General features: G+C 60.1%; 36 protein-coding genes and 1 tRNA gene. 18 read left to right on the top strand and 19 right to left on the bottom strand.

Annotated elements, in window-relative coordinates; genetic code table 11:
* Positions 1-15: 15 nt before the first annotated feature.
* Entirely contained in the window at positions 16-384 is a 369-nt protein-coding gene (locus FHT78_RS01270) for an oxidoreductase (RefSeq protein ID WP_183739446.1), read from the bottom strand.
* 376 nt (positions 385-760) lie between these two features.
* On the opposite strand from FHT78_RS01270, the gene FHT78_RS01265 reads away from it, so the two are divergent.
* Positions 761-1,309, top strand: coding sequence for an isochorismatase family protein (locus FHT78_RS01265; protein ID WP_183739443.1), 549 nt, complete (start codon positions 761-763; stop codon positions 1,307-1,309).
* Between the two features lie 101 nt (positions 1,310-1,410).
* Here FHT78_RS01265 and FHT78_RS01260 read toward each other — a convergent pair whose 3' ends face one another.
* The 3 genes from FHT78_RS01260 to FHT78_RS01250 all read right to left on the bottom strand — a co-directional run bounded on the left by FHT78_RS01260 (position 1,411) and on the right by FHT78_RS01250 (position 3,573).
* Entirely contained in the window at positions 1,411-2,211 is an 801-nt protein-coding gene (locus FHT78_RS01260; RefSeq protein ID WP_183739440.1) for a phosphodiester glycosidase family protein, read from the bottom strand.
* A gap of 286 nt (positions 2,212-2,497) precedes the next feature.
* On the bottom strand, positions 2,498-2,860 hold the full coding sequence (locus FHT78_RS01255; protein ID WP_183739437.1) for a hypothetical protein: 363 nt from the start codon (positions 2,858-2,860) through the stop codon (positions 2,498-2,500).
* A gap of 209 nt (positions 2,861-3,069) precedes the next feature.
* Positions 3,070-3,573: a GNAT family N-acetyltransferase gene (locus FHT78_RS01250; protein ID WP_183739434.1), complete on the bottom strand. Its 504-nt coding sequence runs from the start codon at positions 3,571-3,573 to the stop codon at positions 3,070-3,072.
* A 347-nt stretch (positions 3,574-3,920) separates the two neighbouring features.
* Here FHT78_RS01250 and FHT78_RS01245 point away from each other — a divergent pair, with 347 nt between their 5' ends.
* The 4 genes from FHT78_RS01245 to FHT78_RS01230 all read left to right on the top strand — a co-directional run bounded on the left by FHT78_RS01245 (position 3,921) and on the right by FHT78_RS01230 (position 5,071).
* The gene (locus FHT78_RS01245) at positions 3,921-4,130 is read left to right on the top strand and encodes a cold-shock protein (RefSeq protein WP_183739432.1); all 210 of its coding nucleotides are present in this window, start codon (positions 3,921-3,923) and stop codon (positions 4,128-4,130) included.
* A 127-nt stretch (positions 4,131-4,257) separates the two neighbouring features.
* Positions 4,258-4,548, top strand: a complete 291-nt coding sequence (locus FHT78_RS01240) for a cold-shock protein (RefSeq protein WP_183739429.1) — start codon at positions 4,258-4,260, stop codon at positions 4,546-4,548.
* Positions 4,549-4,576: 28 nt separating this feature from the next.
* Positions 4,577-4,825 carry a 30S ribosomal protein S21 gene (gene rpsU, locus FHT78_RS01235; RefSeq protein WP_183739410.1) on the top strand — a complete coding sequence of 83 codons (249 nt, stop codon included), beginning with the start codon at positions 4,577-4,579 and terminating at the stop codon, positions 4,823-4,825.
* A 39-nt stretch (positions 4,826-4,864) separates the two neighbouring features.
* A complete protein-coding gene (locus tag FHT78_RS01230) occupies positions 4,865-5,071 on the top strand; it encodes a hypothetical protein (RefSeq protein ID WP_183739407.1) in 207 nt (68 codons plus the stop codon).
* A gap of 204 nt (positions 5,072-5,275) precedes the next feature.
* On the opposite strand, the gene FHT78_RS01225 is transcribed toward FHT78_RS01230, so the two are convergent.
* The gene (locus FHT78_RS01225; protein ID WP_183739405.1) at positions 5,276-5,479 is read right to left on the bottom strand and encodes a hypothetical protein; all 204 of its coding nucleotides are present in this window, start codon (positions 5,477-5,479) and stop codon (positions 5,276-5,278) included.
* 245 nt (positions 5,480-5,724) lie between these two features.
* On the opposite strand from FHT78_RS01225, the gene FHT78_RS01220 reads away from it, so the two are divergent.
* Complete coding sequence (locus FHT78_RS01220; protein ID WP_183739403.1) at positions 5,725-6,270, top strand: YcxB family protein; 546 nt, start codon at positions 5,725-5,727, stop codon at positions 6,268-6,270.
* A gap of 156 nt (positions 6,271-6,426) precedes the next feature.
* On the opposite strand, the gene FHT78_RS01215 is transcribed toward FHT78_RS01220, so the two are convergent.
* On the bottom strand, positions 6,427-7,488 hold the full coding sequence (locus FHT78_RS01215) for a class I SAM-dependent methyltransferase (protein WP_183741786.1): 1,062 nt from the start codon (positions 7,486-7,488) through the stop codon (positions 6,427-6,429).
* Between the two features lie 394 nt (positions 7,489-7,882).
* Here FHT78_RS01215 and FHT78_RS01210 point away from each other — a divergent pair, with 394 nt between their 5' ends.
* A complete protein-coding gene (locus FHT78_RS01210; RefSeq protein ID WP_183739400.1) occupies positions 7,883-8,416 on the top strand; it encodes a BA14K family protein in 534 nt (177 codons plus the stop codon).
* Between the two features lie 162 nt (positions 8,417-8,578).
* Here FHT78_RS01210 and FHT78_RS01205 read toward each other — a convergent pair whose 3' ends face one another.
* Together FHT78_RS01205 and FHT78_RS01200 are read right to left on the bottom strand one after the other, a co-directional pair.
* Positions 8,579-8,770: a DUF6494 family protein gene (locus FHT78_RS01205; RefSeq protein WP_183739397.1), complete on the bottom strand. Its 192-nt coding sequence runs from the start codon at positions 8,768-8,770 to the stop codon at positions 8,579-8,581.
* A gap of 201 nt (positions 8,771-8,971) precedes the next feature.
* A complete protein-coding gene (locus FHT78_RS01200) occupies positions 8,972-9,883 on the bottom strand; it encodes a LysR family transcriptional regulator (RefSeq protein ID WP_183739394.1) in 912 nt (303 codons plus the stop codon).
* A gap of 146 nt (positions 9,884-10,029) precedes the next feature.
* Between FHT78_RS01200 and FHT78_RS29185 the strand changes: the two genes are divergently transcribed.
* Both FHT78_RS29185 and FHT78_RS29180 read left to right on the top strand, forming a co-directional pair.
* Positions 10,030-10,194 (top strand): hypothetical protein, encoded by a 165-nt coding sequence (locus FHT78_RS29185; protein WP_246715043.1) that lies wholly within the window; start codon positions 10,030-10,032, stop codon positions 10,192-10,194.
* Between the two features lie 116 nt (positions 10,195-10,310).
* Complete coding sequence (locus FHT78_RS29180) at positions 10,311-10,703, top strand: glutathione S-transferase family protein (protein ID WP_348644695.1); 393 nt, start codon at positions 10,311-10,313, stop codon at positions 10,701-10,703.
* Between the two features lie 179 nt (positions 10,704-10,882).
* On the opposite strand, the gene FHT78_RS01190 is transcribed toward FHT78_RS29180, so the two are convergent.
* Positions 10,883-11,767, bottom strand: coding sequence for an AraC family transcriptional regulator (locus tag FHT78_RS01190; RefSeq protein ID WP_183739392.1), 885 nt, complete (start codon positions 11,765-11,767; stop codon positions 10,883-10,885).
* Between the two features lie 97 nt (positions 11,768-11,864).
* Entirely contained in the window at positions 11,865-12,233 is a 369-nt protein-coding gene (locus tag FHT78_RS01185; protein ID WP_183739390.1) for a helix-turn-helix domain-containing protein, read from the bottom strand.
* 124 nt (positions 12,234-12,357) lie between these two features.
* Between FHT78_RS01185 and FHT78_RS01180 the strand changes: the two genes are divergently transcribed.
* Entirely contained in the window at positions 12,358-12,942 is a 585-nt protein-coding gene (locus tag FHT78_RS01180; RefSeq protein WP_183739388.1) for a glutathione binding-like protein, read from the top strand.
* 57 nt (positions 12,943-12,999) lie between these two features.
* On the opposite strand, the gene FHT78_RS01175 is transcribed toward FHT78_RS01180, so the two are convergent.
* The gene (locus FHT78_RS01175; protein WP_183739386.1) at positions 13,000-13,431 is read right to left on the bottom strand and encodes a RidA family protein; all 432 of its coding nucleotides are present in this window, start codon (positions 13,429-13,431) and stop codon (positions 13,000-13,002) included.
* An 85-nt stretch (positions 13,432-13,516) separates the two neighbouring features.
* Here FHT78_RS01175 and FHT78_RS01170 point away from each other — a divergent pair, with 85 nt between their 5' ends.
* Positions 13,517-14,236 carry a WYL domain-containing protein gene (locus tag FHT78_RS01170; RefSeq protein ID WP_183739384.1) on the top strand — a complete coding sequence of 240 codons (720 nt, stop codon included), beginning with the start codon at positions 13,517-13,519 and terminating at the stop codon, positions 14,234-14,236.
* Positions 14,237-14,341: 105 nt separating this feature from the next.
* Complete coding sequence (locus tag FHT78_RS01165) at positions 14,342-14,746, top strand: PAS domain-containing protein (protein WP_183739383.1); 405 nt, start codon at positions 14,342-14,344, stop codon at positions 14,744-14,746.
* 181 nt (positions 14,747-14,927) lie between these two features.
* On the opposite strand, the gene FHT78_RS01155 is transcribed toward FHT78_RS01165, so the two are convergent.
* Complete coding sequence (locus FHT78_RS01155) at positions 14,928-15,308, bottom strand: pentapeptide repeat-containing protein (protein WP_183739381.1); 381 nt, start codon at positions 15,306-15,308, stop codon at positions 14,928-14,930.
* Between the two features lie 415 nt (positions 15,309-15,723).
* Positions 15,724-16,689 (bottom strand): hypothetical protein, encoded by a 966-nt coding sequence (locus FHT78_RS01150; protein WP_246715039.1) that lies wholly within the window; start codon positions 16,687-16,689, stop codon positions 15,724-15,726.
* A gap of 271 nt (positions 16,690-16,960) precedes the next feature.
* Between FHT78_RS01150 and FHT78_RS01145 the strand changes: the two genes are divergently transcribed.
* Positions 16,961-17,033: transfer RNA gene (locus tag FHT78_RS01145), tRNA-Thr, on the top strand.
* Between the two features lie 168 nt (positions 17,034-17,201).
* Here the strand turns inward: FHT78_RS01145 and FHT78_RS01140 are convergent.
* The gene (locus tag FHT78_RS01140) at positions 17,202-18,152 is read right to left on the bottom strand and encodes an NmrA family NAD(P)-binding protein (protein WP_183739379.1); all 951 of its coding nucleotides are present in this window, start codon (positions 18,150-18,152) and stop codon (positions 17,202-17,204) included.
* Positions 18,153-18,225: 73 nt separating this feature from the next.
* Between FHT78_RS01140 and FHT78_RS01135 the strand changes: the two genes are divergently transcribed.
* Positions 18,226-19,056 carry a helix-turn-helix transcriptional regulator gene (locus FHT78_RS01135; RefSeq protein WP_183739376.1) on the top strand — a complete coding sequence of 277 codons (831 nt, stop codon included), beginning with the start codon at positions 18,226-18,228 and terminating at the stop codon, positions 19,054-19,056.
* On the opposite strand, the gene FHT78_RS01130 is transcribed toward FHT78_RS01135, so the two are convergent.
* Entirely contained in the window at positions 19,045-19,929 is an 885-nt protein-coding gene (locus tag FHT78_RS01130; RefSeq protein WP_183739373.1) for a LysR family transcriptional regulator, read from the bottom strand. The two genes, FHT78_RS01135 and FHT78_RS01130, sit on opposite strands and share 12 nt — an antisense overlap.
* A gap of 174 nt (positions 19,930-20,103) precedes the next feature.
* Between FHT78_RS01130 and FHT78_RS01125 the strand changes: the two genes are divergently transcribed.
* Together FHT78_RS01125 and FHT78_RS01120 are read left to right on the top strand one after the other, a co-directional pair.
* Entirely contained in the window at positions 20,104-20,562 is a 459-nt protein-coding gene (locus FHT78_RS01125) for a DUF3237 domain-containing protein (protein WP_183739370.1), read from the top strand.
* A gap of 65 nt (positions 20,563-20,627) precedes the next feature.
* Positions 20,628-21,155 carry a DUF4142 domain-containing protein gene (locus FHT78_RS01120; protein WP_183739367.1) on the top strand — a complete coding sequence of 176 codons (528 nt, stop codon included), beginning with the start codon at positions 20,628-20,630 and terminating at the stop codon, positions 21,153-21,155.
* Positions 21,156-21,229: 74 nt separating this feature from the next.
* On the opposite strand, the gene FHT78_RS01115 is transcribed toward FHT78_RS01120, so the two are convergent.
* A complete protein-coding gene (locus tag FHT78_RS01115; protein ID WP_183739364.1) occupies positions 21,230-21,961 on the bottom strand; it encodes an SDR family oxidoreductase in 732 nt (243 codons plus the stop codon).
* Between the two features lie 81 nt (positions 21,962-22,042).
* On the opposite strand from FHT78_RS01115, the gene FHT78_RS01110 reads away from it, so the two are divergent.
* Entirely contained in the window at positions 22,043-22,435 is a 393-nt protein-coding gene (locus FHT78_RS01110) for a helix-turn-helix domain-containing protein (protein WP_183739362.1), read from the top strand.
* A gap of 111 nt (positions 22,436-22,546) precedes the next feature.
* Here FHT78_RS01110 and FHT78_RS01105 read toward each other — a convergent pair whose 3' ends face one another.
* Positions 22,547-23,428 (bottom strand): LysR family transcriptional regulator, encoded by an 882-nt coding sequence (locus FHT78_RS01105; protein WP_183739359.1) that lies wholly within the window; start codon positions 23,426-23,428, stop codon positions 22,547-22,549.
* 147 nt (positions 23,429-23,575) lie between these two features.
* Here FHT78_RS01105 and FHT78_RS01100 point away from each other — a divergent pair, with 147 nt between their 5' ends.
* Complete coding sequence (locus FHT78_RS01100; RefSeq protein ID WP_183739356.1) at positions 23,576-24,226, top strand: hydrolase; 651 nt, start codon at positions 23,576-23,578, stop codon at positions 24,224-24,226.
* A 124-nt stretch (positions 24,227-24,350) separates the two neighbouring features.
* Here the strand turns inward: FHT78_RS01100 and FHT78_RS01095 are convergent, their stop codons facing one another.
* Together FHT78_RS01095 and FHT78_RS01090 are read right to left on the bottom strand one after the other, a co-directional pair.
* Positions 24,351-24,950: an SgcJ/EcaC family oxidoreductase gene (locus FHT78_RS01095; RefSeq protein ID WP_183739353.1), complete on the bottom strand. Its 600-nt coding sequence runs from the start codon at positions 24,948-24,950 to the stop codon at positions 24,351-24,353.
* Between the two features lie 51 nt (positions 24,951-25,001).
* A complete protein-coding gene (locus FHT78_RS01090; RefSeq protein ID WP_183739350.1) occupies positions 25,002-25,742 on the bottom strand; it encodes an SDR family oxidoreductase in 741 nt (246 codons plus the stop codon).
* Positions 25,743-25,907: the final 165 nt, after the last annotated feature.

The raw sequence follows: 25,907 nt of genomic DNA, 5'->3' as shown, positions 1-25,907 counted from the left end.
TTGCTGTCTCAGGGGTCAGCAGGCGTTTGCCGCATCCGGCTGGATTGCGTTTATCGAAGGTGTCGGCGCCGGGTTGCCTGTGCCGCTGTTGGTCGTGCGCTGGCAGTCGTTCGGGTCGCCGCCGGAGGCGCCCGGGGTTTTGGTGCCGCTGGACGGATTGCCGGCGTTGTTGGTGGAGCCGGTCGTATTGGTGTCCGTCCCGGAGCCATTGGTGCCGCTGCCGTTCATGTTGCTGCCGGTGCCGTTGCTGTTGCCATTGGTGGTGCCCGTACCGGAAGTCCCGCTGCCGGATGTACCGCTGCCGGATGTGCCGGAGGACTGTGCCATGGCCGAGGTCGCCAGTGTCAGCGCAAGCGCCGAAGTCGCGAGAATTTTCAAAAGCATTGGTTTCGCCTTTCTGTCAGATGTTGGTAACAGAGGCTTCAACTTGAAGGCGTTGCCGATGTTCCGCTTTTTTTGCGGTCTGGCGCAAAATCTACGCTGCCGTACAAAAGAAGAGCGATGTCGATGTCCCCCTTGCGCGGGCTTCGGCCCGACGAGATCGTTTCTCCGCTCGGCTCAATGGCGGGGATATGGCCTTGTTTTGCGGTATGCAATCTCTCGGTTACTCAACCTATGGTTCCTGCGGCGCCTCCGCTCCGATCACGACTGCATTATCGCAGGCCCTCATGAGATTTCGGGAGCGACTTGCCCTGCTGCAGATGGTAAAGTTCAGGGCACATTGTGAGAATATCGACAGAAACCCGAAGGGAACTCAACCATGACGAGTGCGCTCCTCATCATCGACATGCAGATGGTCATGCAGGCGCGGCTCGATGCCGGGCGCGAGCGTGTGAACGGCGAGGCGGGAGAGAAGATCGCGGCCCTTGCCGCTGCCTTTCGCGCCGACCGCAGGCCGGTCATCCATATCCGCCATCGCGAGGCTGACGAAAGCTCGGCGTTCAATGAAAGTGCGCCCGGATACCAGCCGATGCCCTGCGCCGTGGCGCGGGAGAACGAACCGGTCTTCATCAAGTCCACTTCCTCGGCCTTTGCCTCAACCGAGCTCGAAGGCTATCTGAACGAGGTCGGGATCACGCATCTTTTCGTGACCGGCGCAGTCGCCGGCTTCTGCGTCAATACCACCGTGCGGGCCGGCTCGGACCTCGGCTTCAAGATGAGCGTCGTCAGCGACGCCGTGCTCGGCTTCGACCTGCCGGATGCCAACCTTTCGGCCCGAGAAATCTTCGACGTGACGATGGCGCATCTGGAATCCGATTTCGCCGAGATCGTCGAGACACGGCAGCTGGTCGCCCCCAGGGCGGCCTGAAGCAGTTCCTGACGTAAAGCCGCTGCACATTTTCCTGAAATCGCCTTTGTTTCCACGCAATTCCGGACGCAAAACCGCTTCGCACTTTTGCTGAAATTGCTTTAATCCCGCTCCTCCACCAGCCCGAAGATAGGGCCGTAGCCGCCGTGCCAGGATGTGTCGTTGCGGCGGCGTGCGGGATTGTAGAGTCCGGTGCCGTTTCCGCCGTCGAGGAAGAGCGCGTCGGCGCATTTCAGCTCGTCGCGGAAGAACCTTGCGAAATCGTGGAAGTTCACGCCATCCTCGCTGATGACGAAGCGCAGCGTGCCGTCCGAGGAGATGCCGATGCCGTTGCGGCGCGTGCGGTCGGTCGAGCCCTCTATGAAGATCGGGTTGATCGTGCTCGCGATGACCAGCATCGGGCCGGATTGGGTGGCGAGGCGCGGTTTCGGGCTCTGCTTCAGGAATTCCCCGGTCGGGATGATGTGAGCGCCGGCCTCGTCGAGATAGAAGATGCCGTTCGGCTGCTTGAAGAAGTTCGGCACCGGCCCCGAGACCTTGGGCGGCGCCTCCCTGTTTACCTCTATCAGCTTCTCGCCATCCTCGACATAAAGCCCCATCGGCGTGAAATCCTCGCGATACATGCCGGCATTCATCGCAAACAGAAGGCGATGTCCTTGGCCGGTGACGGCATCGGCGACATCAGAAAAATTGCGATAGGGCTTGCCCCCGGCGTCCTTCCAGAACAGGCGCAGATCCGCCTTTGCGGGGTCGACGGGGCAGACAATATAGGAAGTGCCTTCGAAGCTCTGGCGCGTACAGGGATCTGCAGGCGGTTGCGTGCTATCTGTGTCGGACGCCTCGGCCCTTGCGGCGAGCGCGCCGGCAAGCAGCAGGGCGAAGGTGAATAGGGTGCGAAGCATGGCATCTCCTGACTCGTAACCCACGGCTCGACGCTGATGACCGGGAAAGAAGGCGAGAGCGAGGAAGTTCACGCTACGTAAACCACTTAAATCTTTCCACTTTTCTTAAAAAATCTTCGCAATCCCGCCAGATATCACCCGATTGGGGGTAGCGATTGTCCGGCTGACGGATAGAGTGAGGACGGCCTTGTGGAGCTGGGCCAACTTGACGCAACTTTGAGGCCGTCTCCCGAGACGAGCCTCTTTTTTTGTGCGCTATCCCGACCGTTGCGTCTGTGCCCGGAAACTATCGGCCGTGATCGCCCAAGAGATCGAACTCGTCGAGCAGGCCGACCACCTTTTCGCCGTCGAACGTCTCGGCGCCGATGATGCTTTGGCCGTCGTATTTCTCGGCCTGCAGGATGATGACGTATTTGTCTTCCTGCCGGAAATAGCCGTATTGCGGGATCTTGATGTCGAGCGGCTTTCCGTCCTGCCCGGTGGCGAAGATCGCGGTTCCGTTATCGACATCCTCGGGTGCAGCACCCCGGCCGGTCAGGAAGCCCGAGCTGGGGAGCGCCGGCCATCTGGCGGCGCCGCTGAAAAGCAGGGCGGCGCTGAGCGCGATGGCGAGCGCCCGGAAGGTCTTCAACTCAGTTGCCTTTGCCATGGTCCACTCCTGCCGTACGAACAAGGGCGAGGGGTGCCTCATACTATGAATTCTCCCTGCAGCCGGAAGTTCCCAAAAACCGTCAACAGAGGCCAAGGGCAAGACAGGAGAACGTCACTGCACAGTTTTATTCGCGATGGCGCATATAGGGAGAAGCGGCCCGGATGCCGGTATTCGGTAATAAGATACCGGCGCGCTTCGAGCCGGCTTCAGTCATCCGCCTCGCGCGTCATCTCGATCATCGTCGGGCGGAAGCCCATGGCGGCAAAGAGGCTGCGGGCGGCCTCGTTGCGATGGGCGGTCGACAGCACGAAACGTTCGGCGCCGAGAGATTTCAATCCGGCCATCGCCGCTTCCAGCAGCATCTTGCCGACGCCTTCGCGCCGGCGGCCGGGATCGACGAAGAGATCGTGGATGACGCCGGCCGGCCCGCGCAGCGACATATAGTCGAAACCTTCGGATGCCGCATAGGCATATCCGAGTAGGCCGCCGTCGTCTTCGGCGACGATTACGATGACCTCGGGCCGCGCGAGCTGGCTTTGGAGGAACTGCCCGTATCTGAGCGGCGTGCTCTTGGCCGCTTCGATGAAGCGTTTGCCGTCCAGTTCATGATGCAGCGCCACGAGCAGGGCGCCGAAGCCGCCGAGGATTTCCATGTCGGCCGATGTGGCAGGGCGGATTTTGACTGCATGTTCAACCGGCGTCGTCGGCATGGGTGATTCCAGTGGCTTTCGCTTAAACCCGCAGGGTGCGCGGAGATCCTTCCTACATCGCGGCTGGCCGCAAGGCTATATGCCGGGTGCGCTGGGCCTTCGCCGTCCGCCTCAATAATATCGCCTAAAAATCAGCTGCTTACATCAAAAACCTGCAGACGGTTCGAAGAATTTCCGTCTGCGTCTGTTGCCAAATTTAAAATTGACCGTATATTACGGATATCGACCATTGCTTGTGACGTCGTTGAGCAGCCATCTGTGCTCTCGTCAGATTTCCTTACAAATAATCGACCCAAGCCCGCAGGGTATCGCGGGAAATCCAACGGTTGCTTTGAAAGGAGATCGTTATGAATACAGGTACAGTCAAGTGGTTCAACGCCACCAAGGGTTTCGGTTTTATCCAGCCGGATAACGGCGCCGCGGATGTTTTCGTCCACATTTCCGCAGTTGAACGCGCAGGCATGCGCTCGCTCTCGGACGGACAGAAGATCACCTACGACATCGTGCAGGACCGTCGTTCGGGCAAGAGCTCTGCCGACAACCTCCGCGCTGCCTAATTGTCACGACTTCGCGCGACCACGGATGTACTGGCGCGCAAAGGCGATGACTGAGGCCAGTTCGCTGGCCGGGGAAGGTCGGGAGTAGTCCCGGCCTTTTGTTTTTTGATTTCTTGCGGAGAACGATATGGTAAACCGTCGTTACCGACCGGGTGACACCATCATGCTCAAGCATGGCGTTCTCGGTAACGCCCAGCCTTCGGGTTCGGGCAACGTACTATCCATTCTGCCGGCCGCGCAGGGTTTTACCCATTATCGCGTCCGGTTTCAGAACGAGAATTTCGAGCGCAGCATCCGCCAGGATGATATAGACGTGCTCGCATCGCCTTCGGCTCCCTTGCCCTCCAAAGTGCAGGCGGCTTCCGAGAGTTCGACATCGAGCTGGATCAATTCGAATTCGATCCGCATCAGGAAATAGCAGCAGCAACGCTGATTAAGGAGAAAACTTGCAGGTACTCGTCCGAGACAACAACGTCGATCAGGCCCTCCGTGTGCTCAAGAAGAAGCTGCAGCGCGAAGGCGTGTTCCGTGAAATGAAGGAACGCAGCGCCTACGAGAAGCCGTCGGAAAAGCGCGCCCGCGAAAAGGGCGAAGCGATTCGCCGCGCCCGTAAGCTCGCCCGCAAGCAGGCGCAGCGCGAAGGCCTGCTGCCGGCACCGAAGAAGAAGGTAATGCCGGGCCGCGGCGCCCGCTGATCTTTTCCCGGTCTCAGGATCCAACGAAAAGGAGGAGACATGGCCGAGTCGAAAGACACATTCTTCAAGCCTGAAAAGCTTTCGCCACAGGCGAGGGCCGAGCAGACGACGTCCGTCGCGAGGGGCATCCTCGAAAGCGAAGCCGCCGCCCGGCAAAAGAAGACGGAAAAGCTGCGCGCGCTGAGGCTCGCCCAGCCTGCGCCGGAAGCACCGGCAAAGAAGACCAGGGCGCCGAAGAAGGGGTAGGGGCTTTCGGGCCTCGCCTCGCTGTGGCGTTGGTGAGTTGATGATTTTGAAGCGGTGCTCTCCGGGCGCCGCTTTTTATGTTTGGCGATGGCCCTGTACCTCATGGGGCAGCGATCTTCGTGCGGGCCACATTTTCAAAGCGGTCTGGAAAAAGGCCGGGGTTCAAGCCCCGGCCTTCTAAACGATGGCGGTCGGTTGCGGATTTCAATGGAACGTAATTGCTCGCTCCGGCACGGAGATCTCTTCCTCTGCGAGGCCGCTGAGTGCGACGACCACCTCGTCAATGGACCAGCCGGCGCTCAGAGCATGGTCGATCAGTTGGTGAAAGTCGGTTCCGAGGTAATCCTTGCACTCGTCAAGACGATCAGCCGAGATAATGATTGCGCGTGAATTCAGGACCTTGGTCATGGCCTTATCCTTTACTGCGAATATAACTGGCGTTACCGGTTATAGTTCCCACTCTGCAGCATGTTCTTGGATGAATACTTAACAGCTTGCGAATTGTTTCCCCGGGACGAAGGACCGGTCGAGATCCGTTGCTCGACCGCCTTTTCTGTCTGGCGGTGGTTGTCCGCCGTCGCATCTCAGGGTTTGTCGTGCTGCTGGCATGACTGATCGCGTTTTGGTAACGCTTGGCGATGCAGGCTGACCCGATGTTCCAAATCACTTACACCATGACGTCTCAGGACTATGCTGCGATGACGCGGGCGCTTACAAGGCGTCCATTGCCGCGCAGCATCCTGACATTGGCACTCTGGCTGTTTTCCGTCTGGTGCCTGATCGTCTTTTTCACCGACACTTACGATCCCGTCGTCATGGCGCGCGCGATCTTCGCCAGCACTTCATCCGTTCTGATTTCGGCGGCAGTTTTCGTTGCGATCACGGTGTTTTCGATTTTCAGCCATTGGTTCGCGTGGGCGATCGCATTTCTCTATTACCGGCAGATCGCCTCCGCGGATGCCACCGTCACCATGACGATGAGCGAGGCAGTCGTGGAAGCCAGTTCGACAGTGGCCGATACGAAAGCGCCGTGGTCGACGGTAAAGCGGGTTCTGCGCGAGCGGGACTATCTGTTCCTGGCGATTTCGAAGCGCGAGGCATTCATTCTGCCACGGCGCAGTTTCGGCCCGGAGGCCAGGTTCGATGCCGCCTGCCGCTATGCGGAGGCTCGGGTCGGTAAGGACGTGCAGGAAGGGTAGGGCTTTCGGGGCCTGATCGTGTGTCGTGTCGTCGGGGCACCCCCTCTGTAAGGCAGGGCAGAGGGGGCCACAGGATGCAACGCCCTCCTGGTGGGGGCGGACCGCGTCACGCCTGCCGACCGGAAAACCATCGGCAGGTCCGGCACCCAAATCCGTTCAATTCCGCACCTCGAAGATCATATTGAACGGCGTTTCGCTCGCGCGGCGGAAGTGGTGATATCCGGCATCCAGCGCCACCTTGCGCAGTTTCATCTCGCCCGCCTGCGCGCCGAGCCCAAGGCCCACTTCCTGGGCCATGGAGGCGGGCGTGCAGATCATCGCCGAGGCGCCGTAATAGACGCGGCCGACGGGGTTCAGATTGTCCTTCAGGCCGTCATGGGCGAAGGGCTCGACGATCATCCAGGTGCCGTCCTTGGCCATGGTCTCGCGGATATGGCGACCTGCGCCGACAGGGTCGCCCATGTCGTGCAGGCAGTCGAACATGGCGACGAGATCGTAATTGCCGGCGGGGAATTCCTTCGCCGAAGCCTTGCTGAAGCTCACCCGGTCGTCGACACCCGCCTCCTTTGCGGCGCGCTTTGCCCGCTCGATCGACGGGCCGTGATAGTCGAAGCCGTGGAAATGCGACTTCGGGAAGGCCTGGGCCATCAGGATCGTCGAGGCGCCGTGGCCGCAGCCGACATCGGCGACTTCCGCGCCGCGTTCGAGCTTTTCCTTCACACCCTTGAGCGCCGGGATCCACTCGGTCACGAGATGGCTGTTGTAGCCCGGCCGGAAGAAGCGCTCGGTGCCGCGGAACAGGCAGGTGCTGTGCTCATGCCAGCCAAGGCCCCTGCCGGTGCGGAAGGCATCCTCTACCTTCGGCTCGTCCATCCACATGGATTGCACGATCTCGAAGGCGCCGCCGAAAAAGGCGGGGCTGTCCTCATTGGCGAAAACCAGCGCCTGTTCGGGCGTCATGGCGAACTTGTTCGAGGCCTCGTGATAGGTGATGTAATCGGCAGCTGCCATGGCGGCGAGCCACTCGCGCACATTGCGCTCGGTGAGGCCAGTCGTTTCGGCCAGCTCCATCGAGGAGCGCGGCCGCCCGTCCATCATCGCCCGGAACAGGCCGAGATGATCGCCGAGCACGACGAGAACGCCCGACACGCTGGCGCCGAGATCGCCCACGAGGCGACCGACGAGCGCGTCGACTTTCTGCATGTCAGGTTGTTGCATATCGGATTTCTGCATATCGGTTTTCTGCTTATCGGTCTTCTTCATGGCACCCTCCTCAGGACGCGCCAGCCCCGGCCCGATGCGATCGACCCTCACGCGATTCTATGCCGGAGCGGCAGGCCGTCAATGCTGCATTCGGGTTAGAGGAGCGGGTGAGGAGCGCGGTGCGCCGCGGGGGAAATGGCGACGACTGTATCGGCCCGAAAATCGAAGGCGGTTTTCTGAAGGCCTGATGCGTAATTTCAAAGTGCAGAGCGTCCTTTGTGCGTCCGAACGGACGTACGGCGCTCTCAGACAGCCCTACTGGAATACCGTCGCCGGCTTGGAAATTAAGTGTCATGCGATCTTTTCCGCGCTATAATGATGTGCGGCGATGTAGACGGAGGTGAAGCCAATGAAGAGGCTCTCAATCATTGCCCTATCGCTGGTGTCGGCGCTGACGAGCGCGCTGCCGGCCGAGGCGTTTCCCACCATTGTCGCCCCTCAGGTCGAGGCGCTGCAAGCGCAGCCGGTGCGTTACCGTGGCGGCTATTATGGCGGCTACCATCACCGCCACCATGGCGGCGACGGCTGGGGTTGGGCGCTCGGCGGCCTGGCCACAGGCTTGATCATCGGCGGAGCGCTGTCGCAGCCCAGATATTATGGCTCCGACCATTATGATCGTGGCTACTACGGTTCCGGCTATTACGGTCCGTACTATTACGGCTCGACGCGATATTACGCGCCAGGCTATTATGCGCCACGCTACTACGCACCACGCTATTATGCGCCTCGCTATTATGCGCCGCGCGTTTACCGCCGCGCCTATTATGGCGGCAATGCGCATGTGCGGTGGTGCTATGCGCGCTACCGGTCCTACAGGGCTTACGACAACACGTTTCAGCCCTATTACGGCCCGCGCCAGGCGTGCGTCTCGCCTTACTCTTGATGGCAGCAGGTGACGATCGGCTAACGTAGCGCATTGCTTCTGCCGCGTCGTCCGCCTGCCTAAAGCGCGTCGCGATCTCTCAGATCCGCTCGCTGCGCTTTAGGTCTTTGTTTTACGCATGGCGTTGTCGCAAAACCGCTGCACACTTTTGCGCGACATGCTTTAGGGAAGTTCGATCTCGCCGTCCACCACGTGGTGGAGGGCAGCGCCTTCCGCCGTCAGCGTCATGCGGACCTTCAGCCTTTTGCCGCCGATCTGCCCGTCGCGCACCGTCTCCTCGATCTTGCGCTGCGAGGTCACGCCGACTTCCTTCAGGAACTTGCGGATCGACATATTGAAGGCGTCTTCGCTCATGGTGAAATCCTCCGTGTCCGGATCCGATTGTAGGGGAAGGCGGGCGATCGGGAAAGCTGGACGGTGGGTGGGGCGCGCCTCGCGATGGAAAAAATACCGTGCTGATCCTCTGCCTGCTTTGCTCCTGCAATGCCATCCTCGTCCTGCTTTTGCTGAGCCGCCGCCGTCCGGCAAGCGAGGCAGTTGCCGGCATATGACAGGTTAGCCGTCGCCGATCCTCAATTCCGGCTCTTCGGCGCAGATCGCTGCGAGGAAATCGATGAATTGCCGCACGCGGGAAGGCATGCGCCGTCCGGCAACGGTAACGGCGTTGATCGGAAAGGGCGGCGGCGCATGCTGGCCGAGAATTCGCGCAACCTCGCCGCAGGCCAGCACATCCGTGAACAGCCAACTCGCGTGGTGGGCGATGCCGAGACCTGCGAGGACTGCCCCGCGGACATGCTCGGCATCGTTCGTGCGGAAGGCTCCGCCACCGTCGATCGTGACCTGCCGGCCGTCTACCTGGAAATCCCACCCGATGATATCTCCCTGATGGACATAGCCGATACGCTCGTGGGTGCGCAGTTCGTCCAATGTTTGCGGTGTGCCGTATTGGGCAAGATAGCCGGCGGAGGCCAGGGTTATCATCCGCATGTCGCCGATATGGCGGGCGACGAGTGCCGAATCCGAAAGCCGACCGATCCGGATCGCCACGTCTATTCCTTCCTCGATGAGGCCAACGTGCCGCCCGGAGACTTCCATCTCGATCGCGACGTCAGGGAAACGCTTCCTGAAATCCGCTAGCCGCGGGATGACGAACATCCTCCCGAATGCTGGCGGGAGAGTCACGCGGACGAGCCCTGAGGGGGCCGACTGCCCTACAAGAACTCTCTCTTCGATGAAATCGAGATCCTGAAGGATACGGACGGCGGCCTCGTAATAGTCCTGTCCTGCGGGTGTTGCGGCAAGGGCACGCGAACTTCTCGCGAGGAGTTGCGTCCCGAGCCGCGCTTCAAGCGCAGCGATCTGTTTGCTGACCGTCGGTTGGCTGACGTTCAGGTCTCGCGCTGCCTGCGAAAAGCTTCCGCTTTCGACGACCCGCACGAACATCCGCATGGCACCCAGCTTATCCATCGATCCCTCCCATCGCGTCGTCGCCACGAGCATGAATTCCAATAGAGAATAGATGCCATTCGTCAAGCCGGTCTGCAATTCGCAGCGAGAATATGAGAATTGACGCCCAGCCGCCGATCCGCGGCCTGGAAGCGAAAGGAATAGTCATGACAATCAAGATCTATGGTGATGCCGGCTCGGGCAGCTTGCGTCGCGTGAATGCGGCTGCGAAGATCATGGGCATTGAACTCGAACGCGTCACCGTTGACCTCTTCAAAGGCGAGAGCCGCACCGACACGTTCAGATCACGTCTCACAACCCTCACGGCCTGACGCCGGTTCTCGAAGACGGAGACACCATCATCTATGAGGCCTCGGCGATCAATCTGTATCTCGCCGGCAAGGTGAATTCACCGCTGGCCGGAGCCACGCAGGAGGAGCGCTTCCAGGTGCTTCAGTGGATGTTCTGGTCGGGCGAGCAGTGGCGCACCTTCACCACCACGATCTTCGACGAGCGCGTGGGAAAGACGGTCATGGGTGTGCCGAAGGACGAGTCCGTCATCACGTTTGCCGAGGGCAAGATCCGCGCTGCAGCTGATGTCCTCGACCAGCATCTCAAGGGCCGAAAGTTCATGGTCGGCAATGCGTTGACCTTTGCCGATATCGATATCGCGGCTCCATTCTCCCAGGTCGATCGCGCGAAGTTTCCGTTCAAGGACTATCCGAACCTGATCGCCTGGCACGACAATCTTCTCCAGTCGTTCCCGGCATGGGCGGAGACGAAGGCTGAGGTCGACAACCGCATGGAAAGCTTCCTCGCGAGCGTCGGCGTGAAACTATAATTTTCGGCCCTCCTGTCCGGCCAGCGCACTGTGGAAATGGCGCTCCGGTCGGGGAGGCCGCCATCCGGCTATTTCTGCAATCAACCAATTTTGACCCTGGCCGGACAGATAGTCCCTTAGCCTTGTGCGTTCTTCCGGACGCACAAGGCCTGCTGCGCGGGCCGACTGCCCTCCAGGCGTTATTTCAGCGGCAGAAACAGTTCCACAACGACCTCATGGACCGGCACGTCAGGGAAGAAGGAGAAATGCCGCTGGCAATAGATCGGGAAATCGCGCGCTTCCTCGCCGCTCGCCGGCAGCCAGTCGCGATAGAGGTAGAGGGCGGCGGGCTCCAGATTGTGGGTATCGTTGACAACGCGGATGACCGCGCAGCGCCCGCCGGGTATCACGCCTGATTTCATCACCTCGTCATCGGCATCGATCGGCCTGTCGGTCCCAACGCACAGATCCATGCTGTAATCGGCGGGGTTTGCAGGCGTCCTCGGAGAACGGAAGATATTGAAGGTCGGGCTCGTCTCGGGCGACAGGCCGGCGGCTTTGCGCCAGGCGATGAAGCGCTCGATGCTGGCGCGGAGGTTTGCCCTGTCGCCCCGATGCTCCAGGATCGCAACCGGCGTCGGGGGCACATCGCGGATCGTCACGTCGTCTTCTTCGTAGATTATCTGCATCAGCTTGCTCCTTGCGTTTTCAAGAGGCCCGAAGGCCGCAAGCCACGGAGCCCAGTCGGGCGATTTCCGGAACGACGAAGGCGATTGCCCGAGCCGTTGCCGAAAGGCGCGGGCGAAGGCATCGGGCGCACCGTAGCCAGCGTCCATCGCTATGTCGGTGACACTCTCACCGGCGTTTGCGGCCAGCCGGTGCGACGCGCGCTTCAAACGGGCGAGCTGGACATAGCGATGCACCGACAACCCGAAGGTCGCCGAGAACTGCCGGTGAAAGTGGAATTTCGAGAAGGCTGCGATGGCGCTTAAAGCGTCCAGGTCCAGATCGTCGTCCAGATGCCGGTCTATGTAATCCAGCACCCGCTGCATCCGGGCATGGTAGTTTCGAAGCGCTGCCTTCATCGTTGCGTATTCTCCGTGGCAGCACCAACTAAGCGCGGGCAGGCGTGATGCGCTCGACCGATCTTGCGGCTTTAGCTCGCGGGGGGCTTGGATCGTCTCATGGGTGATCGGTGTCGTAGCGCAGGCGGTTTTCCCAGATGTTTTCCGTATGCGCTGCCGCCCAATCGGCCAGCTGGCGCACGGTTTCGGACAGGGAATGGCCGAGCGGGGTCAGCCTGTACTCGACCTGCGGCGGGGTGCTGGCGTGAACGGTTCTTTCGATCATGCCGTCGCGTTCCAGCATCTTCAGCGTCCGCGTCAGCATCTGCTGCGAAATGCCGCCGACCTCACGCTTCAGCCCGTTGAAGCGCAGCGCCCCCAGCCGAAGGGCGACGACCACCTGGATCGTCCACTTGTCTCCGACCCGGCTCAGGATCTCACTGACAGCCCTGCAGTCGGCCGCTGTGGGTCTCGCAGTCACATCCATCTGACCTGCTCCTAAACATATGCTTTTGACGGACAATTTTAGGTCCCATAAATGGCTGTGGTCAACATTCCAGACCTTCTCCCGCAGACGCAATGCCGGGATGGGTCACCATCAGGAGACCACCATGAACCTCTTCTACTATCCCGGCGCCTGCAGCCTGGCCGATCATATCGCGCTCATCGAGACCGGGCTTTCCTATAGGCTGATCGCCATCAACCATGACAGGACGACGCAGGACGGCCGCGATTTCCTGTCGATCAATCCCAAGGGCTACATTCCGACGCTCGAGCTGGAGGACGGAACGATCCTGACGGAGAACCAGGTGATCCTCGCCTATATCGCCGAGAAGAGCGGCAAGCTCCTGCCCAAAGACGGCGTCGTTCGGTGGCGTGCGCTCGAGGCGCTCGCCTTCATGTCCTCAGAGATCCATTCGCGATACAATCCCTTCTTCAGGAATTTCTCCGAGCTGGAGAAGGAGCGCGCCCGCGAAGGGCTCGCGCAGGCCTTCGCAATCCTTGCCGATCAGATGGGCGATAAAAAATTCCTCGTCAGCGACGAGATGACGATCGCCGATTGCTACCTGTTCTGGGTGCTGATGGTTGCGCCGAGAAGCGGCGTCGAACTGCCGGAGGCGCTCGGCAGGTTTTTAGGCCGCATGCGGGCGCTGCCATCAGTGACGCAGGCCCTTGCCGAGGAAGGGCTGGGCTGAGCAGTGGTCCGGCTGGCCGGGGATGTGCGCAGCCGGCCAGCCATTCTTCGCGAGCGCTCAATCCAGGAGGACGACAGCCTCGACCTCGAAGAGCATGGGGTCGATGGCGAGTTTCGGCACCGGAACCAGCGTCTGTGCCGGGAGCGTATCGCCGAACATCCGTACTACATTCTCCGTCAGTATGCCCAACTTCGACATATCGTGGCCGACCACGTAGACCGTCAGTTTCACCACCTGCCCCAGGCGGGCGCCAAGCGCGTCGAGCACGGCGGCGAGGTTCGCATAGGCTTGTTCCACCTGAGCGGCGAAGTCCGGCGAGAGAGCGCCGGTTCGGTCCTGTCCGCCTTGGCCCGAGATGAAGGCCAGCCGGCCGGCAGCCGGGGTGATGACTGCCGTGCTGTAGCCGTTCGGTGTCGGGTCGTGCAGATGGGAAGGGTTCACGATAACAGGCGTTGCAGAGGTGGCGGGTCGTTGATGCTGGGACGTCATGGTCTGTCTCCTTGTCGAGTTGCCATGACCCGCCTAGAGTGAATCGGTGCCAAATTTTGGCACCAAATATGCGGGACTGCGCAGAATGAACATCCGCCTCAGACACGACGCCATCGTGCGCATCCTCCGGCGCAACGGAACCTCGACTGTCGATGACCTGGCGGAGGAAGTTGGCGCTTCCAGGCGAACGGTGCTGCGTGACATCGGGGCGCTGCGTGAGCAGGGCTTTCTCATCCATTCCGAATCCGGCCGAGGTGGCGGGCTGCAGCTCGACCCGGAATCGGTGCAGACCACGGCCCGGCTCTCCGTGACCGAGGTGTTTGCGCTCCTGATCAGCGTAGCGGCCATGCGCGCGGCCCGCTCCCTTCCTTTCTCCGATCTTGCCGATGCGGGGCTCGCGAAGATCGAAAGGGCACTTTCGGCAGACAAGGTGCGGGACCTGCGGCGGCTTCTTGACTGCCTCTATGTCGGGCAATTGTCGCCCAGGCAGGATATTTCGGACATTGGCTCGATCGATTCCGCGCTGCTGCCGGCCTTCGAGACGGCCTTCCTCCAGCGGCTGCATCTTCGTTTCCGCTACCGTGACGCCAAGGGGATGGACACACTGCGCGAGATCGAGCCGCAGGCCATGCTCATCCTGCCGCCACTTTGGTATCTCGTCGGCTGGGATGCCGCCCGCGCGGATTTCCGCCATTTTCGCATGGACCGGATCAGCAAGCCGGAGATTGTGGAGGGCACGCAGTTTCGTCGAAGGCACGTGCCCTTCGAAGATGATGTCTGCCCTTTCAGCGAAATGGCGCGTTGAATATCATCAAGATCGAAGCCTGCGCCGCAGCTTGGTCAACCCTACCTTGAAGTTATCCGGCAAACCTTTAGTTTCTACTATAATAATCGCGGGAACATGCAGGCAATGACTGGGCAGTCCGTTCATTCGTTCGAGATATTCGAGGAAGCAGCCTGCGATGCGGGGATCTATACCTGGGATATCGTCAGGAACCTCGTCTTCGCAGACAGCGCGCTCGCCGAACTTTTCGGCCTCGATGCTGCTGCCACAGTACGCGGCCTGCCGCTGGAAGACTATCTTGCGCGTGTCCATCCCGATGACCGGCCGCAACTGGCAAAGAAGATCTCGGAAGTGCTCGTTGCCGATATCGCACAGCAGAACACCTATCGCGTAGAGGGCAGGGACGGGCGGTACCGGATGGTCGCCGCCTTCGGCCGGGCCTTTCGCGATCAGAGCGGATCACCCATCCTCTATTCCGGCATCGTCGTGCCGATGGCCGAGCGCGAGCATGAGGGATCGCTGACGCATTAGAACGGCTTTGCCGTCATCCGCGCTCGACCGATCCTGCGCTCATGCTCTGTGCATTTCTCCGCAACAAGGGCATTCCCGCTCGTGTGCGATGCGGCTTCGCATCCTATTTCTCGGCGGAGTGGGAACATCACTGGCTCTGTGAATGCGCGGCGCGCAGGCCGGACTCGGGAGCAAATGGCTTTCAGGCCTTCGCCTGCTCATAGGCCATGAATAGATCGGTTACGAGAACGCCGTTGATCCGCATCCCAGTCAAATCGGCATCCTTGATGTCCGAATCTGCCAACGTGACGCCGCTTATGGTCAGTCGCGACAGGTTCGCATTCGTGATGGCAGCTCCAGACAGATTGACGTTGTTAAAGCGCGCGTCTGCCAGGGTGATATCGTCAAAAATCGCTTCGCTTAAATTGGTATCAGTGAATCTTGCCTTGGTCAAAACAGCGTAAAACCGTGCGTCCGCGAGGTTTACGCCGTCGAAATTAGCGCCTGACATATCGGCGCGCTGGTAATGCGCTCCCTGCATCTGAGGGCCATCAAATTGGTTGTATTCTTGGGGATCGCCCATTTTGTACCTCCGGTCGGTAGTGCCTCAGTTTGAATTTTGAGCCGGTTGACAGGCTATCGAATCCAAGCTCGGTTTACTATATGCTTAGCGGAAAGCGATTGGAGGCGGCATGGCGTATTTTGTCAAAGTCATTCCCCCTAGCAGGCGGGCGCGTATTCACATCGGAGAATGCAAGTTTTGCCGCGATGGGCAGGGGATGGCGAACCAAGACAAGGGAACCGGACCGACATATTGGTATCCGCGCTACCCCTCTCCTGGGCTGGAGACACTCGCAAGCGCTAAAAGGTATATGGCTGACCTAGGTCAGCGCTATTACGATACCGACGTGTGTTCATATTGCATGAAAGAAGAAACTTGATGCCAACCGGAAAGGACAGAAGCGCCCCGCCGACGTGATCGGCAACGCAGTGAAGGTTTAGCTAGGCTTCTTCGTAAGCCGCTGAATCTTGAAGTCTAGGTAGTCGCGGATAAACTCGTACCGTTCTTTCGATGGGCTACCCTTGTAACGTATCTTGATTTCGTCGCCACCGTCGTCAATCAAGCGTTCTTCGCTCCACCCTTCGTCGGGCTCATCTTCGATGGTTGGCGGCAAGGCACGTGTCGGTGGCAGCGATGCGGCTGGCTTCTCTTCTTGTACGATAATGCTATCCATTTCTACGGCCGCTTTCTCTCCCTCCAAGAACACCCATAACTTCCCTTCGTGCTCCTGAATCGACTCAACGCGCTTTGGCTTGGGGAGCACAAACGCGCCATTGATTTCGACCTGCACGAGATCACCAGTTTTGGCTTTAGGCGTAGCTGGGAGCGATCCCGCTGGTTCCTCCGCCGGTAACTGAATGTTATCAGAACTTGAGATTCCTGCATAGGATAAAGTTGCCCGATAAACTCGCAGGACCTCCGAAGCAGCCTTGTCGGTGAAAACCGACCCTTCGAAGAGTTGCCCACGCTCTGACGTCAGGTAATAAAGCGGGACGTTGTCGTTGAGGCCGGCCGTGTCTCCAAATTTATTCCACAATTCAGCAAAGATAGGCGGGTTAAGCGCTGCCTTCTTCAATCCCTGCGCCCTTTTTTCCTCGGGGGCATGCGGGTGCAAGATGCCTTGCGCCAGAGGGGAAACCCTCATCCGGCGGCCTGTAGGACCGGCGACGTTCTCCAGCAGCCCATATTGGAGCAGGGTCGCAAAAGTCTGGATAGTAGCGCTGCTAGTGACGGGTTTTCCGTAGGCTTTCGCCAGCACTTCTCTCGGCTGCGCATGATCACGGATCTGGGAGTAGATCGTCTTGACGCGCTCCATAGCGAGGTCGAGCGATATATAAGGAAATGCCGGGCTACGCTCCTTCGGGAGCATGGAAACCTTGGTATCGCTGTTGGCCTCTGACATTTTTCTCTCCTTGCCGATAACGGCTTATCGGGTATTTGAGGTGAAAAGTCAAGTGATAACCCGATAAGTACTTGTCGGGTGACCCGAATGTCGCTATAGATGGCCAAGAAGGAGAATCGTGATGATCGCGAGAAGAGTGATGGGCCAAAGCGTAACGCCGACCGGCGGCCGCGGCCCTTCCAAATAGAAAAGCCGCTACCCAGCCCTGGCAGGAAAGGTAGCGGCTCTAGGTCGGCAACAGCGGCGGACGGCTTTCGGGCCGTCCGCTCTTGCACTCGTAGCTCAGTGGATGGAGCAGGAGTTTCGTAGCTTCCCGATCACAGGTTCAAGTCCTGTCGAGTACTTCACCCAATCACTACGGCTGTCGCTATCTAACATAGTGATAGCCGTTTGTGAATCAAAGTTTTATGCGAGTTTCATGCTTGTACTAAGCATAAAAGTTCAGATTACAGGGGCATGAACAAGATGCCCACGATCGACGCTGGCAACGCGAAGCCGTTCGCGGAATTTGTCTACGCCGCCTGGCCCCTTGCGCTCCACATCTGAAATGTCTCCGGTTGGTGTTCGTCCGCAACCGCCTCCAGGTAACGCGGCTTCCAGACCTCCCTGATGAACGTTTCCATTGTGGTGGGCATCGGCGGGCGAACCTCGTGGTCGCCGTGGAACCGGATCAGGCCATTGTTCAAAGCGTTGGCAGTCAGGGTGTCATCGTGCCATCTCTCTGGCGTTCCGAAGCGCTTCACAAATTCGGCTTCCACATCCTTGCGCGTTGTTTCGAGATAGCGGTACTCTACCGGCCGGCCGATCTCCTTGCCGATGATCGCGGCCAGTTCATTCATCGAGATGTCTTCCGAGCCGACCTCGCGGATCACCCGGTGCCTGCCCGTCGGATTGATCAGCTCCCTGGCCGCAAGCAATGCGATGTCATCCGTCGCCACCCAGGGCATCTTCAGATCGGGCTGACAAGACCAGGCGATCCGACCATATCTCGCGACCGGCGCCATCCACGCCAGCACGTCCTCCATGAACCAGGCGGCGCGCAGATGGACCAGGTCGATATTGGCAAGTTCGTTCAGCTTCTGGTCCAGATGGTAGAAACATTCAAAATGGCCGGTCTTGCCTTTCACGTCCGATCCCATGGCCGAGAGGCTTACAGCCAGTTTGACCGGGGAATTGCCGAGTGCATCGACGAAGCGCTGGGCAACCACGGGATAGTGGCCTTGCAGGTTGTTCCAGTCGGTCTTGACCATCAGGAAGGCGGCATCGGCGTCCTGAAAGAACTTGTCGAGCTCTCCCGCGCCAGTGTCAAAACTTCCGAGGAATGGCTCTGCTCCGATTTCGGCCAGTGCCTCCAGGGCTGGACCGCCCCTCGACAGGGCCTTTACCTGATGCCCTGCGCCAAGCAGGTTCCGGGTGAGTTGGGCGCCGACCCTGCCGGTTGCGCCGACGACAGCAATTCGCATGATAGTCTCCATCGGGTTGTCGATGTCCGCTTGTAGCCAATTGCACTGCACGCGAATTTGGAGATAATGCCATATGATCTCCAAATCAGGCCAATCCGCCAGGAGGCGGCGCCCCTGCAGCGTGGACTTCGATCCCGATCCCGACCGGTTGGGTCGCCCGGCGGTCGCCCTGCATGTCGACTTCAGCGACTACGAAGCCGAGGTGCCGCGCCACCAGCATCGGCAGGGACAGCTTATCCTTGCCTTGCATGGGGCGGTGACCTGCACGGCCGCAAACGGCCTTTGGATCGTCCCGCCGGACTGCGGGGTCTGGATCCCGGGCGGCGTGCCGCACAGCAACCAGGTCACCTCCAACGCCCGCCTGTCCTACCTGTTCGTCGAACCTGACGCTGCGGCGCTGCCGCAGGAATGCTGCACGCTGTCCGTTTCGCCGATGCTGCGCGAGATGATCCTCCGCCTGGCCGATCAACCGGGCGGCTATACGTCTGATGATCATGTCGGCCGGCTTGTGCGGGTCTTGCTGGACGAACTGGCGCTGATGCCGAAAGATGGGCTGGAGCTGCCGGTATCCAGCCACCCCAAGATCGCCGCGATCGCCGCCGCCCTGACGGCGGAGCCGGGCGACCGCCGGACCCTCGCGGAATGGGCAGACCATGTCGCCATGAGCGAGCGATCCCTGAAGCGGCTGATGGTTCAGGAAACGGGGCTGACTTTCGGCCGCTGGCGGCGACAGCTGCACCTCGTCATCGCGCTGCGCGAACTCGCCGGCGGCGCCACGGTCCAGAGGGTGTCGAGCGACCTCGGCTACGAGTCCGTCACCGCCTTTATCGTCATGTTCAGGAAGGCGCTCGGGACGACACCGGCGCGCTACTTCGCAACGCGGCCGGCTGGCTTAGCCCGATAAGCGGTCCGCCTGGCTCGACAGCGGCGCGTGAGCCTGCTCGCGAAGCCAGGCGCAGAGCTGCCGGGGCGCGAGACGGGTGTCGTCTGCGCGCATCAACGCAAAATGCCAGGCCGGCCCGCTCAGCACATAGGGGAAAGGGGCGATCAGCAGTCCCTTTTCCAGGAGCGGGCGAAACAGCAAAGGCGATAGAAGCGCGACACCTGCGCCTGCCACTGCTGCATTGGCGTCCAGCTCGTGCGTGGGGTAATCGACTGCGACAAACCGCAGAGCCTGCGGCGTCTCGCATTGAGCGACCGTGAACCACGCCTGCCAATCCGGATGCGGCAACAGCTCCAAACCGGTGAGTGCCTCCGGCCTGTCCAGGGTTCGCGTTCCAAGCAGGCCGGGCGCCAGCATGGGTGTCACTTCGACTGGTGCGAGCCGGTATTCGTCAAGCCCTTCCCAGCCGCCACGACCCGTTCTTATGGCGACATCGAACGCGCTGGGGTCGCGAATATCGGCGGAGACGTCGACCTCGATCGGCGATCCCGCTGCCAGGGGATAATGCGCCAGCCGGGGTGCCAGCCAGCGCGAGGCGAATGTCGGCGGCGCCGTCAATCTGAGAGGCGGTGTCGCCGCCTGAAATTCATCGAGCGCACCGGTAATGCCATCCAGTGCGTGGCGAATTCTGGCAGCCAATCGAGCGGCCGCAGCCGTCGGCACGACGCGTCGCCCCGCGCGCACGAACAATGGCTGGCCAAGCTCGGCCTCGAGCGTCCGGATACGGAGACTGACGGCCGCGGGCGTCAGGCACAGGCGTTCGGCGGCGCGGGCAAAGCTGGAGGCGGAAACGCACGCTTCCAGAATTCGCAGAGACTCCAGTGGCGGTCGCATGATCTCTTCTCTCTTGATGAGTTTTGCTTGTGAAGATGCCAAGCAAAGCGCGTTTTGGGGGTAGGGCGCCTTCGGCTAGAGCTTGTCGCGCAAACCGCAGACCCCGCGCGCGGCGGGTCGATCCTTAAGATCGCGACGCGCTTCAGGGCTCACGAAAACAATAGGCGATCCGACATGTCCCTGCAATCTCGGCACTTGATGACACTCTTCATGACACTTCATCCGGCGATCGAGCTCGGCCAGACGCCGGCCGGCAACCGCCGCGTGTTTCCCGTTTCCGGAGGCCATTTCCGGGGCGAGCGCCTGAAAGGAGAGGTGTCGCCGCTGATCGGTTCCGACCTCCTGCTCGGGCGCGCGGACGGCACGTTTCAGCAGGATGTCAGGCTCCTGCTTACCGCTGACGACGGCGGCCTGATCCTGATGACCTACCGCGGCGTCCGGCGCTCTTCTCCTGTCGTCGACGAGCGTCTCGCAAGGGGCGAAGCGGTCGATCCCTCGGACTATTATCTGCGAACGACACCCTGTTTCGAGACGGCCGCACCGCCGCACGCGTGGCTCAACCAGATTGTCGCGGTTGCGCAAGGCGGCCGGCGTGCAGGTGGCGTCGAGTACGATGTCTTCGAAGTTCTATGACGGACAACAGGAACTTTTACCCGCCTGAATTGTTGCGTGATGACGCCCCAATCAGGAGAACAATCATGAAGCCTTTCCTCATCGCCGGACTTGCCGTGCTGATCGCATCGCCCGTGCTTGCGCAGTCGGCGGCAGAAAAAACCGGTGTCAATTCCGCCCTCGGCGTTGCGCCGAAGACGGAGGATTTCGTGGCGGAAGCTGCGACATCAGACATGTTCGAGATCGAATCCAGCAAGCTTGCGGTCGAGCGCGCCGATGCACCGACCAAGGCTTTCGCAGAGCAGATGGTGAAGGATCACCAGAAGACGACGCAGGAATTGAAGGCGCTGGTTTCCGGCGGCAAGGTGAAGGCGACGATCCCGCAGGCGATGACATCGGGGCAGAAGTCGATGCTCGACAAGCTCAAGGGCCTGCAGGGCGAGGATTTCACCAAGCAATATCATTCCGACCAGGAAGAGGCTCATGAGGACGCTGTCGATCTCTTCAAGCGCTACGGCGACGAAGGCGAGAATGCGGACCTGAAGGCCTGGGCCGCCAAGACGCGCCCGGCGCTGGAGCATCACCTGCAGATGGCGAAGGATTTGAACAAGTAGCGGACGGTCTGTCATCGAGCGCGTTTTGCTGTACCCGACCTGCTAGAGGTCGGGTACACCGTTTGAGCGTAACCTTATACCTGCCGCAAACCGCCGTCGACGCACAGTTCGGCACCGGCGATGTAACTCGCGTCGTCGCTCAACAAGAACAAGGCGGCCGCAGCCACTTCTGAAGGCCGCGCCATTCGCCCCATCGGGATCGGAGCGACAAGCGCCGCACGCATGTCTTCCGGAACCGCAGCCATCATTTCCGTATCCGTTGGGCCGGGCGCAACCACGTTGACGCGTATACCTTTGGGCGCGAGTTCTGCCGTCCAGGTTCGGGCATAGGAACGGACGGCCGCTTTGGTGGCGGCGTAGGTTCCGTACGAAGCATAGCCCGCACTATCGGCAATGGATCCGACGAGGACGACGGACCCGCCTCCCGTCATCGCGGGGAGAGCCGCCTGCAGGCCGAAAACCATCCCGCGGACGTTGACGCCGAAGTGGCGGTCGAAATGGTCCGGCGTTATTTCAGCGATTTGCGCAGGCTCGGAAAGGCCTGCATTCAATACGAGCGCGTCGATACGGCCGAATGTTTTGCGCACTTTTTCGACAGCCTCCACCATATCTTCGGGGACACTGGCATCGGCGGCAATGCCGACCGCGTCATTGCCGATAGCCTTGGCCGCCTTCTCGGCATCTTCACTTCTGCGACTGGTAATGAAGACCTTCGCCCCTTCGGCAGAAAGCCGCTCTGCAATTGCCAAGCCGATACCCTTGGCGCCCCCGACGATGAGGGCAACCTTGTTACTCATTCGAGCCATCGTGAATCCTTTCAATTGATGGTCTCGTCATGATATACGTCCTATATCTGGTATCAATTACGCACCTGAAGTAGCCTAGATATGAATGAGTATACCGACCTGGAAGCACTTTCTCAGTGCGCCTTTGACGACATGGCACGGGTTCGCCCGGTGCTCGACAAGATCGCTGACAAATGGACGATCCTGATCCTCACGGTGATCTGCCCCAAACCCTCGCGCTTCAACGAGATCAAGCGGCGCCTCGATGGGATCACGCACAAGGCTCTGGCCGACGCTTTGAAAAGGCTTGAGCGGAACGGCCTTGTGACGAGAACCGTACTGCCAACGCAGCCGATTGGCGTGGAATACGCAATTACGCCACTCGGCCATTCACTGCGGCAGCCGTTTGAAGCACTGTGTTCATGGGCAGCGGCCAACGGCGATAAGGTCGAGGCAGCCACGCTGCGCTATGACAATACGGGAAATCGTTGCTGACGATGTCGCTATGATGGCTTCAGCGCATTTCGAGATAGCTGAACGACAGCCCTCAGCCCAAAGCGGACGAAAGTCGTATAATCGCAAACACGCGAAGCCGCACGTATTTGGTCAGGTCATATCTCCCTGGTTCTGAAAACATTTTAGGAGCATTGCGGTGAGAACACGGATTTTGCGGGACGGATTCTGCCCTGGGGGCCGGACAACATAGACGCCGATTTTAGGTGGGGGAAACTGCGGCATGACTTCCACGAGAGCGCCGGAGGCTAAATGAGCCTCGATCAAACCGACGGGAAGAACCGCGAGTCCAAGGCCTGCCAGCGCTGCCGAGACGAGGGCCGCGCCATTGTCTGCCTTGAACCTGCCCTGCACTTTCATCGCGACGACTTTTCTGCCTACGACGGCGGGAAAAGTTTCCGTCCCCAACATGACGCATTCGTGCTTGACGAATTCTTCGGGCGTCTGGGGCGCGCCATGACGCTCGATATAGTCGGGACTTGCTACCCATTTCGCAAGGATCGGACCGACAAATTTTGCGACGAGACTGGAATCCCGCAAAATGCCGACGCGGATTGCGCAGTCGTAGCCCTCGCCGACAAGGTCGACGATGTGGTCACTGTAGCACGTGGTGATATGAAGCTTGGGATGCTGGCGCGCCATGTCCGCCAAGACTGGCGCGAAATGGGTCGGACCGAAAGAAAGTGGCGCGGCAATGCGCAGCCGACCACGAAGTTCGCCTTCAGGCGATAGCGTCTCTCTTGCCGATGCTATTTCGGCGACGACACGCGCCGCATAGTCGCGAAATGTCATCCCGGCTTCCGTGAGCGCTGCGCCACGCGTGGTGCGTGCCAGAAGCTGGACGCCAAGTTCTGTTTCCAGGCGCAAAAGTCTGCGGCTGACGATTGACTTCGCGATCCCGAGACGCCGGGCGGCTGGCGATACACCACCGGCGTCAGCGACCTCGACAAATGTCTGAAGCTCTTCAATATCCAACTTCGGCGTTCCTTTTCTTGCGACACAGAGTACCGGGAAACCAAACTATCGTGCCGAAGCTGGGAATGGCAGTGGTCTTTAGGTGCGCACCCTGCTTCGTGTAGGTGCCGCGCGATCTTCAATCACCGCGAGAAAGCAGAGATCATCATGACATTTCGCAACGGCCTTAATTCCCTCCTTCGCCCCGAAGACTCCGTCCTCGTGCTGATCGATCATCAGCCGTTTCAGCTGACAAACGTCAACAGCCACGACCCGCAGGCAGTGGTGAACGCGACGGCCGCGCTTTCGAAGCTGGCCAAGGCATTCAAGGTGCCGACCATTCTGACCAGCGTCCTCGTCGAGCGCGGCGGCAAGCTCTTCCCGCAAATCACCGACGTGTTCCCCGGCCAGGAGGTGATAGACCGGACCTGGATCAACACCTGGGAAGACAGCAAGGTCGTCGACGTGGTCAAGGCGACCGGCCGCAAGCAGCTCGTCATCGCCGGTCTGTGGACGGAAGTGTGCGTCGCGATGCCCGCGATCCAGGCGGCTGGCGAAGGTTGGGACGTGACGGTTGTGACCGACGCCTGCGGCGGAGCCTCGGCCGAGTCCCATGAGGTTGCGATCCAGCGTATGATCAGGGCCGGCGTGAACATGATGACCTGGCTTGCGGTGGGGTCGGAGTGGCAGCGCGACTGGGCTCGGCTCGACACCGCCGCCCTGTTGCCGGATATCCTGATGGCACACGCAGGCGGTAGTGGCATCGCCTATTTCTGGGAACAGCAGCTTCTGAACACACCCGTACCAGTCGCAGAGTAAGAAGAGAGGGATGACGCCGATCCCTTGCCGGGCGGCGTCATCCATTTCACTGCCCGCGTTCTATGCTGGGCGCCTAAACGATGCCGGTCACCGGTGCAACCGTCGTGCCGCAACGCACATGCAATCATTGACGCAACGGAAGCGTCGTGGAAAAGCAATACCGGGCGATCTTCCATGCGTTGTCCTGGTCCTTGTAGAACACGAACAATTCGTGATTGGCGTCGGGAACGCGCTGTTCGATAGCCTTCACGGTCACAAAGCCGTTCGAGTTCGTCCGGACGAACGCCCAGTTTGGCGCGATCTGCATAATTTCGTCGACCTGCAACTCGGTATGGAAAGCTATTGCCTGGAATATCCCTTCATACGCAGCTTTGATTGCATCTACGCCGACAGTTGAGGAACGGTTCGGAGCCATGAACACGCCATCCGGCGAAAAAAGCGATATCACCGTGTCCGTATCGGAGTTGTTTAACGCTGCCTCGTAGGTCTGCAATACACGCTCGATCTCGGCTCGCGCCGATGCAGCATTGTCATCGGTGACCGCATTTGAGAGCCTTCTCATCGTCTCTATTCTCTCTTCTGGTTGAAAGTGAGTTCGCCGCGGGACCGTATAGCGCTCTTCGCTAGTCCAGTAGTGCCAGACCCCGTCCAGCTCTGTTGCTACAAGAGGAACGCTCCGTGGCTTCAGAAAGTTGATGGCCGCGGACCCGCTGCGTTCTTTCAACGGCCCTACGCTCGTAGGCAGTGCCATGCCGTTCCGCGGCCTCGCGTTCCCTCAGGCGATCGCGCCACCATCGGCAGTCAAGATAGAGCCAGTGATGATGCTCGCGGCGGGACTTGCTAAAAACACGACCGCGTTGGCGACTTCGCGCGGCTCGGCGAAGCGTCCCAGTGATGTCATGCCCCGCTGGAATTCGGCGGCGGGACCGTTCGCCGGATTCGAGTCCGTGTCGGTTGAACCAGGCTGCACGAGGTTGACGGTGATTGCACTGGGCCCCAGCTCTCGCGAAAGACCACGCGTGAAAGAGGTAAGAGCCGCTTTGGACATAGCATAGGCCGTTACGCCTGGGAACGGTACGCGTTCGCCGAGACCCGATCCGATGGAGATAATGCGTCCACCTGCCTTCAGATATGGAATAGCGGCTTTTGCAAACAGCACAGGTGCACGAACGTTAATATCCATCATCTTCTGATAGGCTTCGACATCGAGGTCGGCGATCGTGCCATTCATCCCGACCGCAGCAGAGTTGACGAGAATATCGAGCCCACCCAGCTTATCGAAAGCCTCATTCACAGACTGCTGGATCGCCTCGGGATCGGCGCTGTCGGCTTGAATCGCAAAGGCACGTCGCCCCGTGCGCTCTATGGATTCGGTAACATTTTTGGCTCTCGCCTCCGAGTTCTGGTATGTGAACGCGACATCAGCGCCGTTCTCTGCCAGAGCGAGCGCGATTGCCGCTCCGATCCCGCGCGAGCCGCCTGTGACAAATGCGAGTTTGCCCTCAAGATTGATCATGTGTTCCTCGTTCGATTGTTGGATTTGTCGAGCTCGATCCATAGGCTCGGCAGACAATATCTGAGAGCGGTAGGTTACCTCCCGTAGTGTCAACTAGCGGAACGTTGTGTCGCGCAATGAGGAACAGTTGCCCGCAGGGTGAAAAGGTTTTTCACCGCTGGTCTG

Origin of the sequence: Rhizobium sp. BK196, from assembly GCF_014193255.1 — a bacterium.
Taxonomy (GTDB): Bacteria; Pseudomonadota; Alphaproteobacteria; order Rhizobiales; family Rhizobiaceae; genus Rhizobium.
The sequence above is the reverse complement of the archived record's forward strand: the minus strand, read 5'-3'. Positions and strand labels throughout refer to the sequence as shown.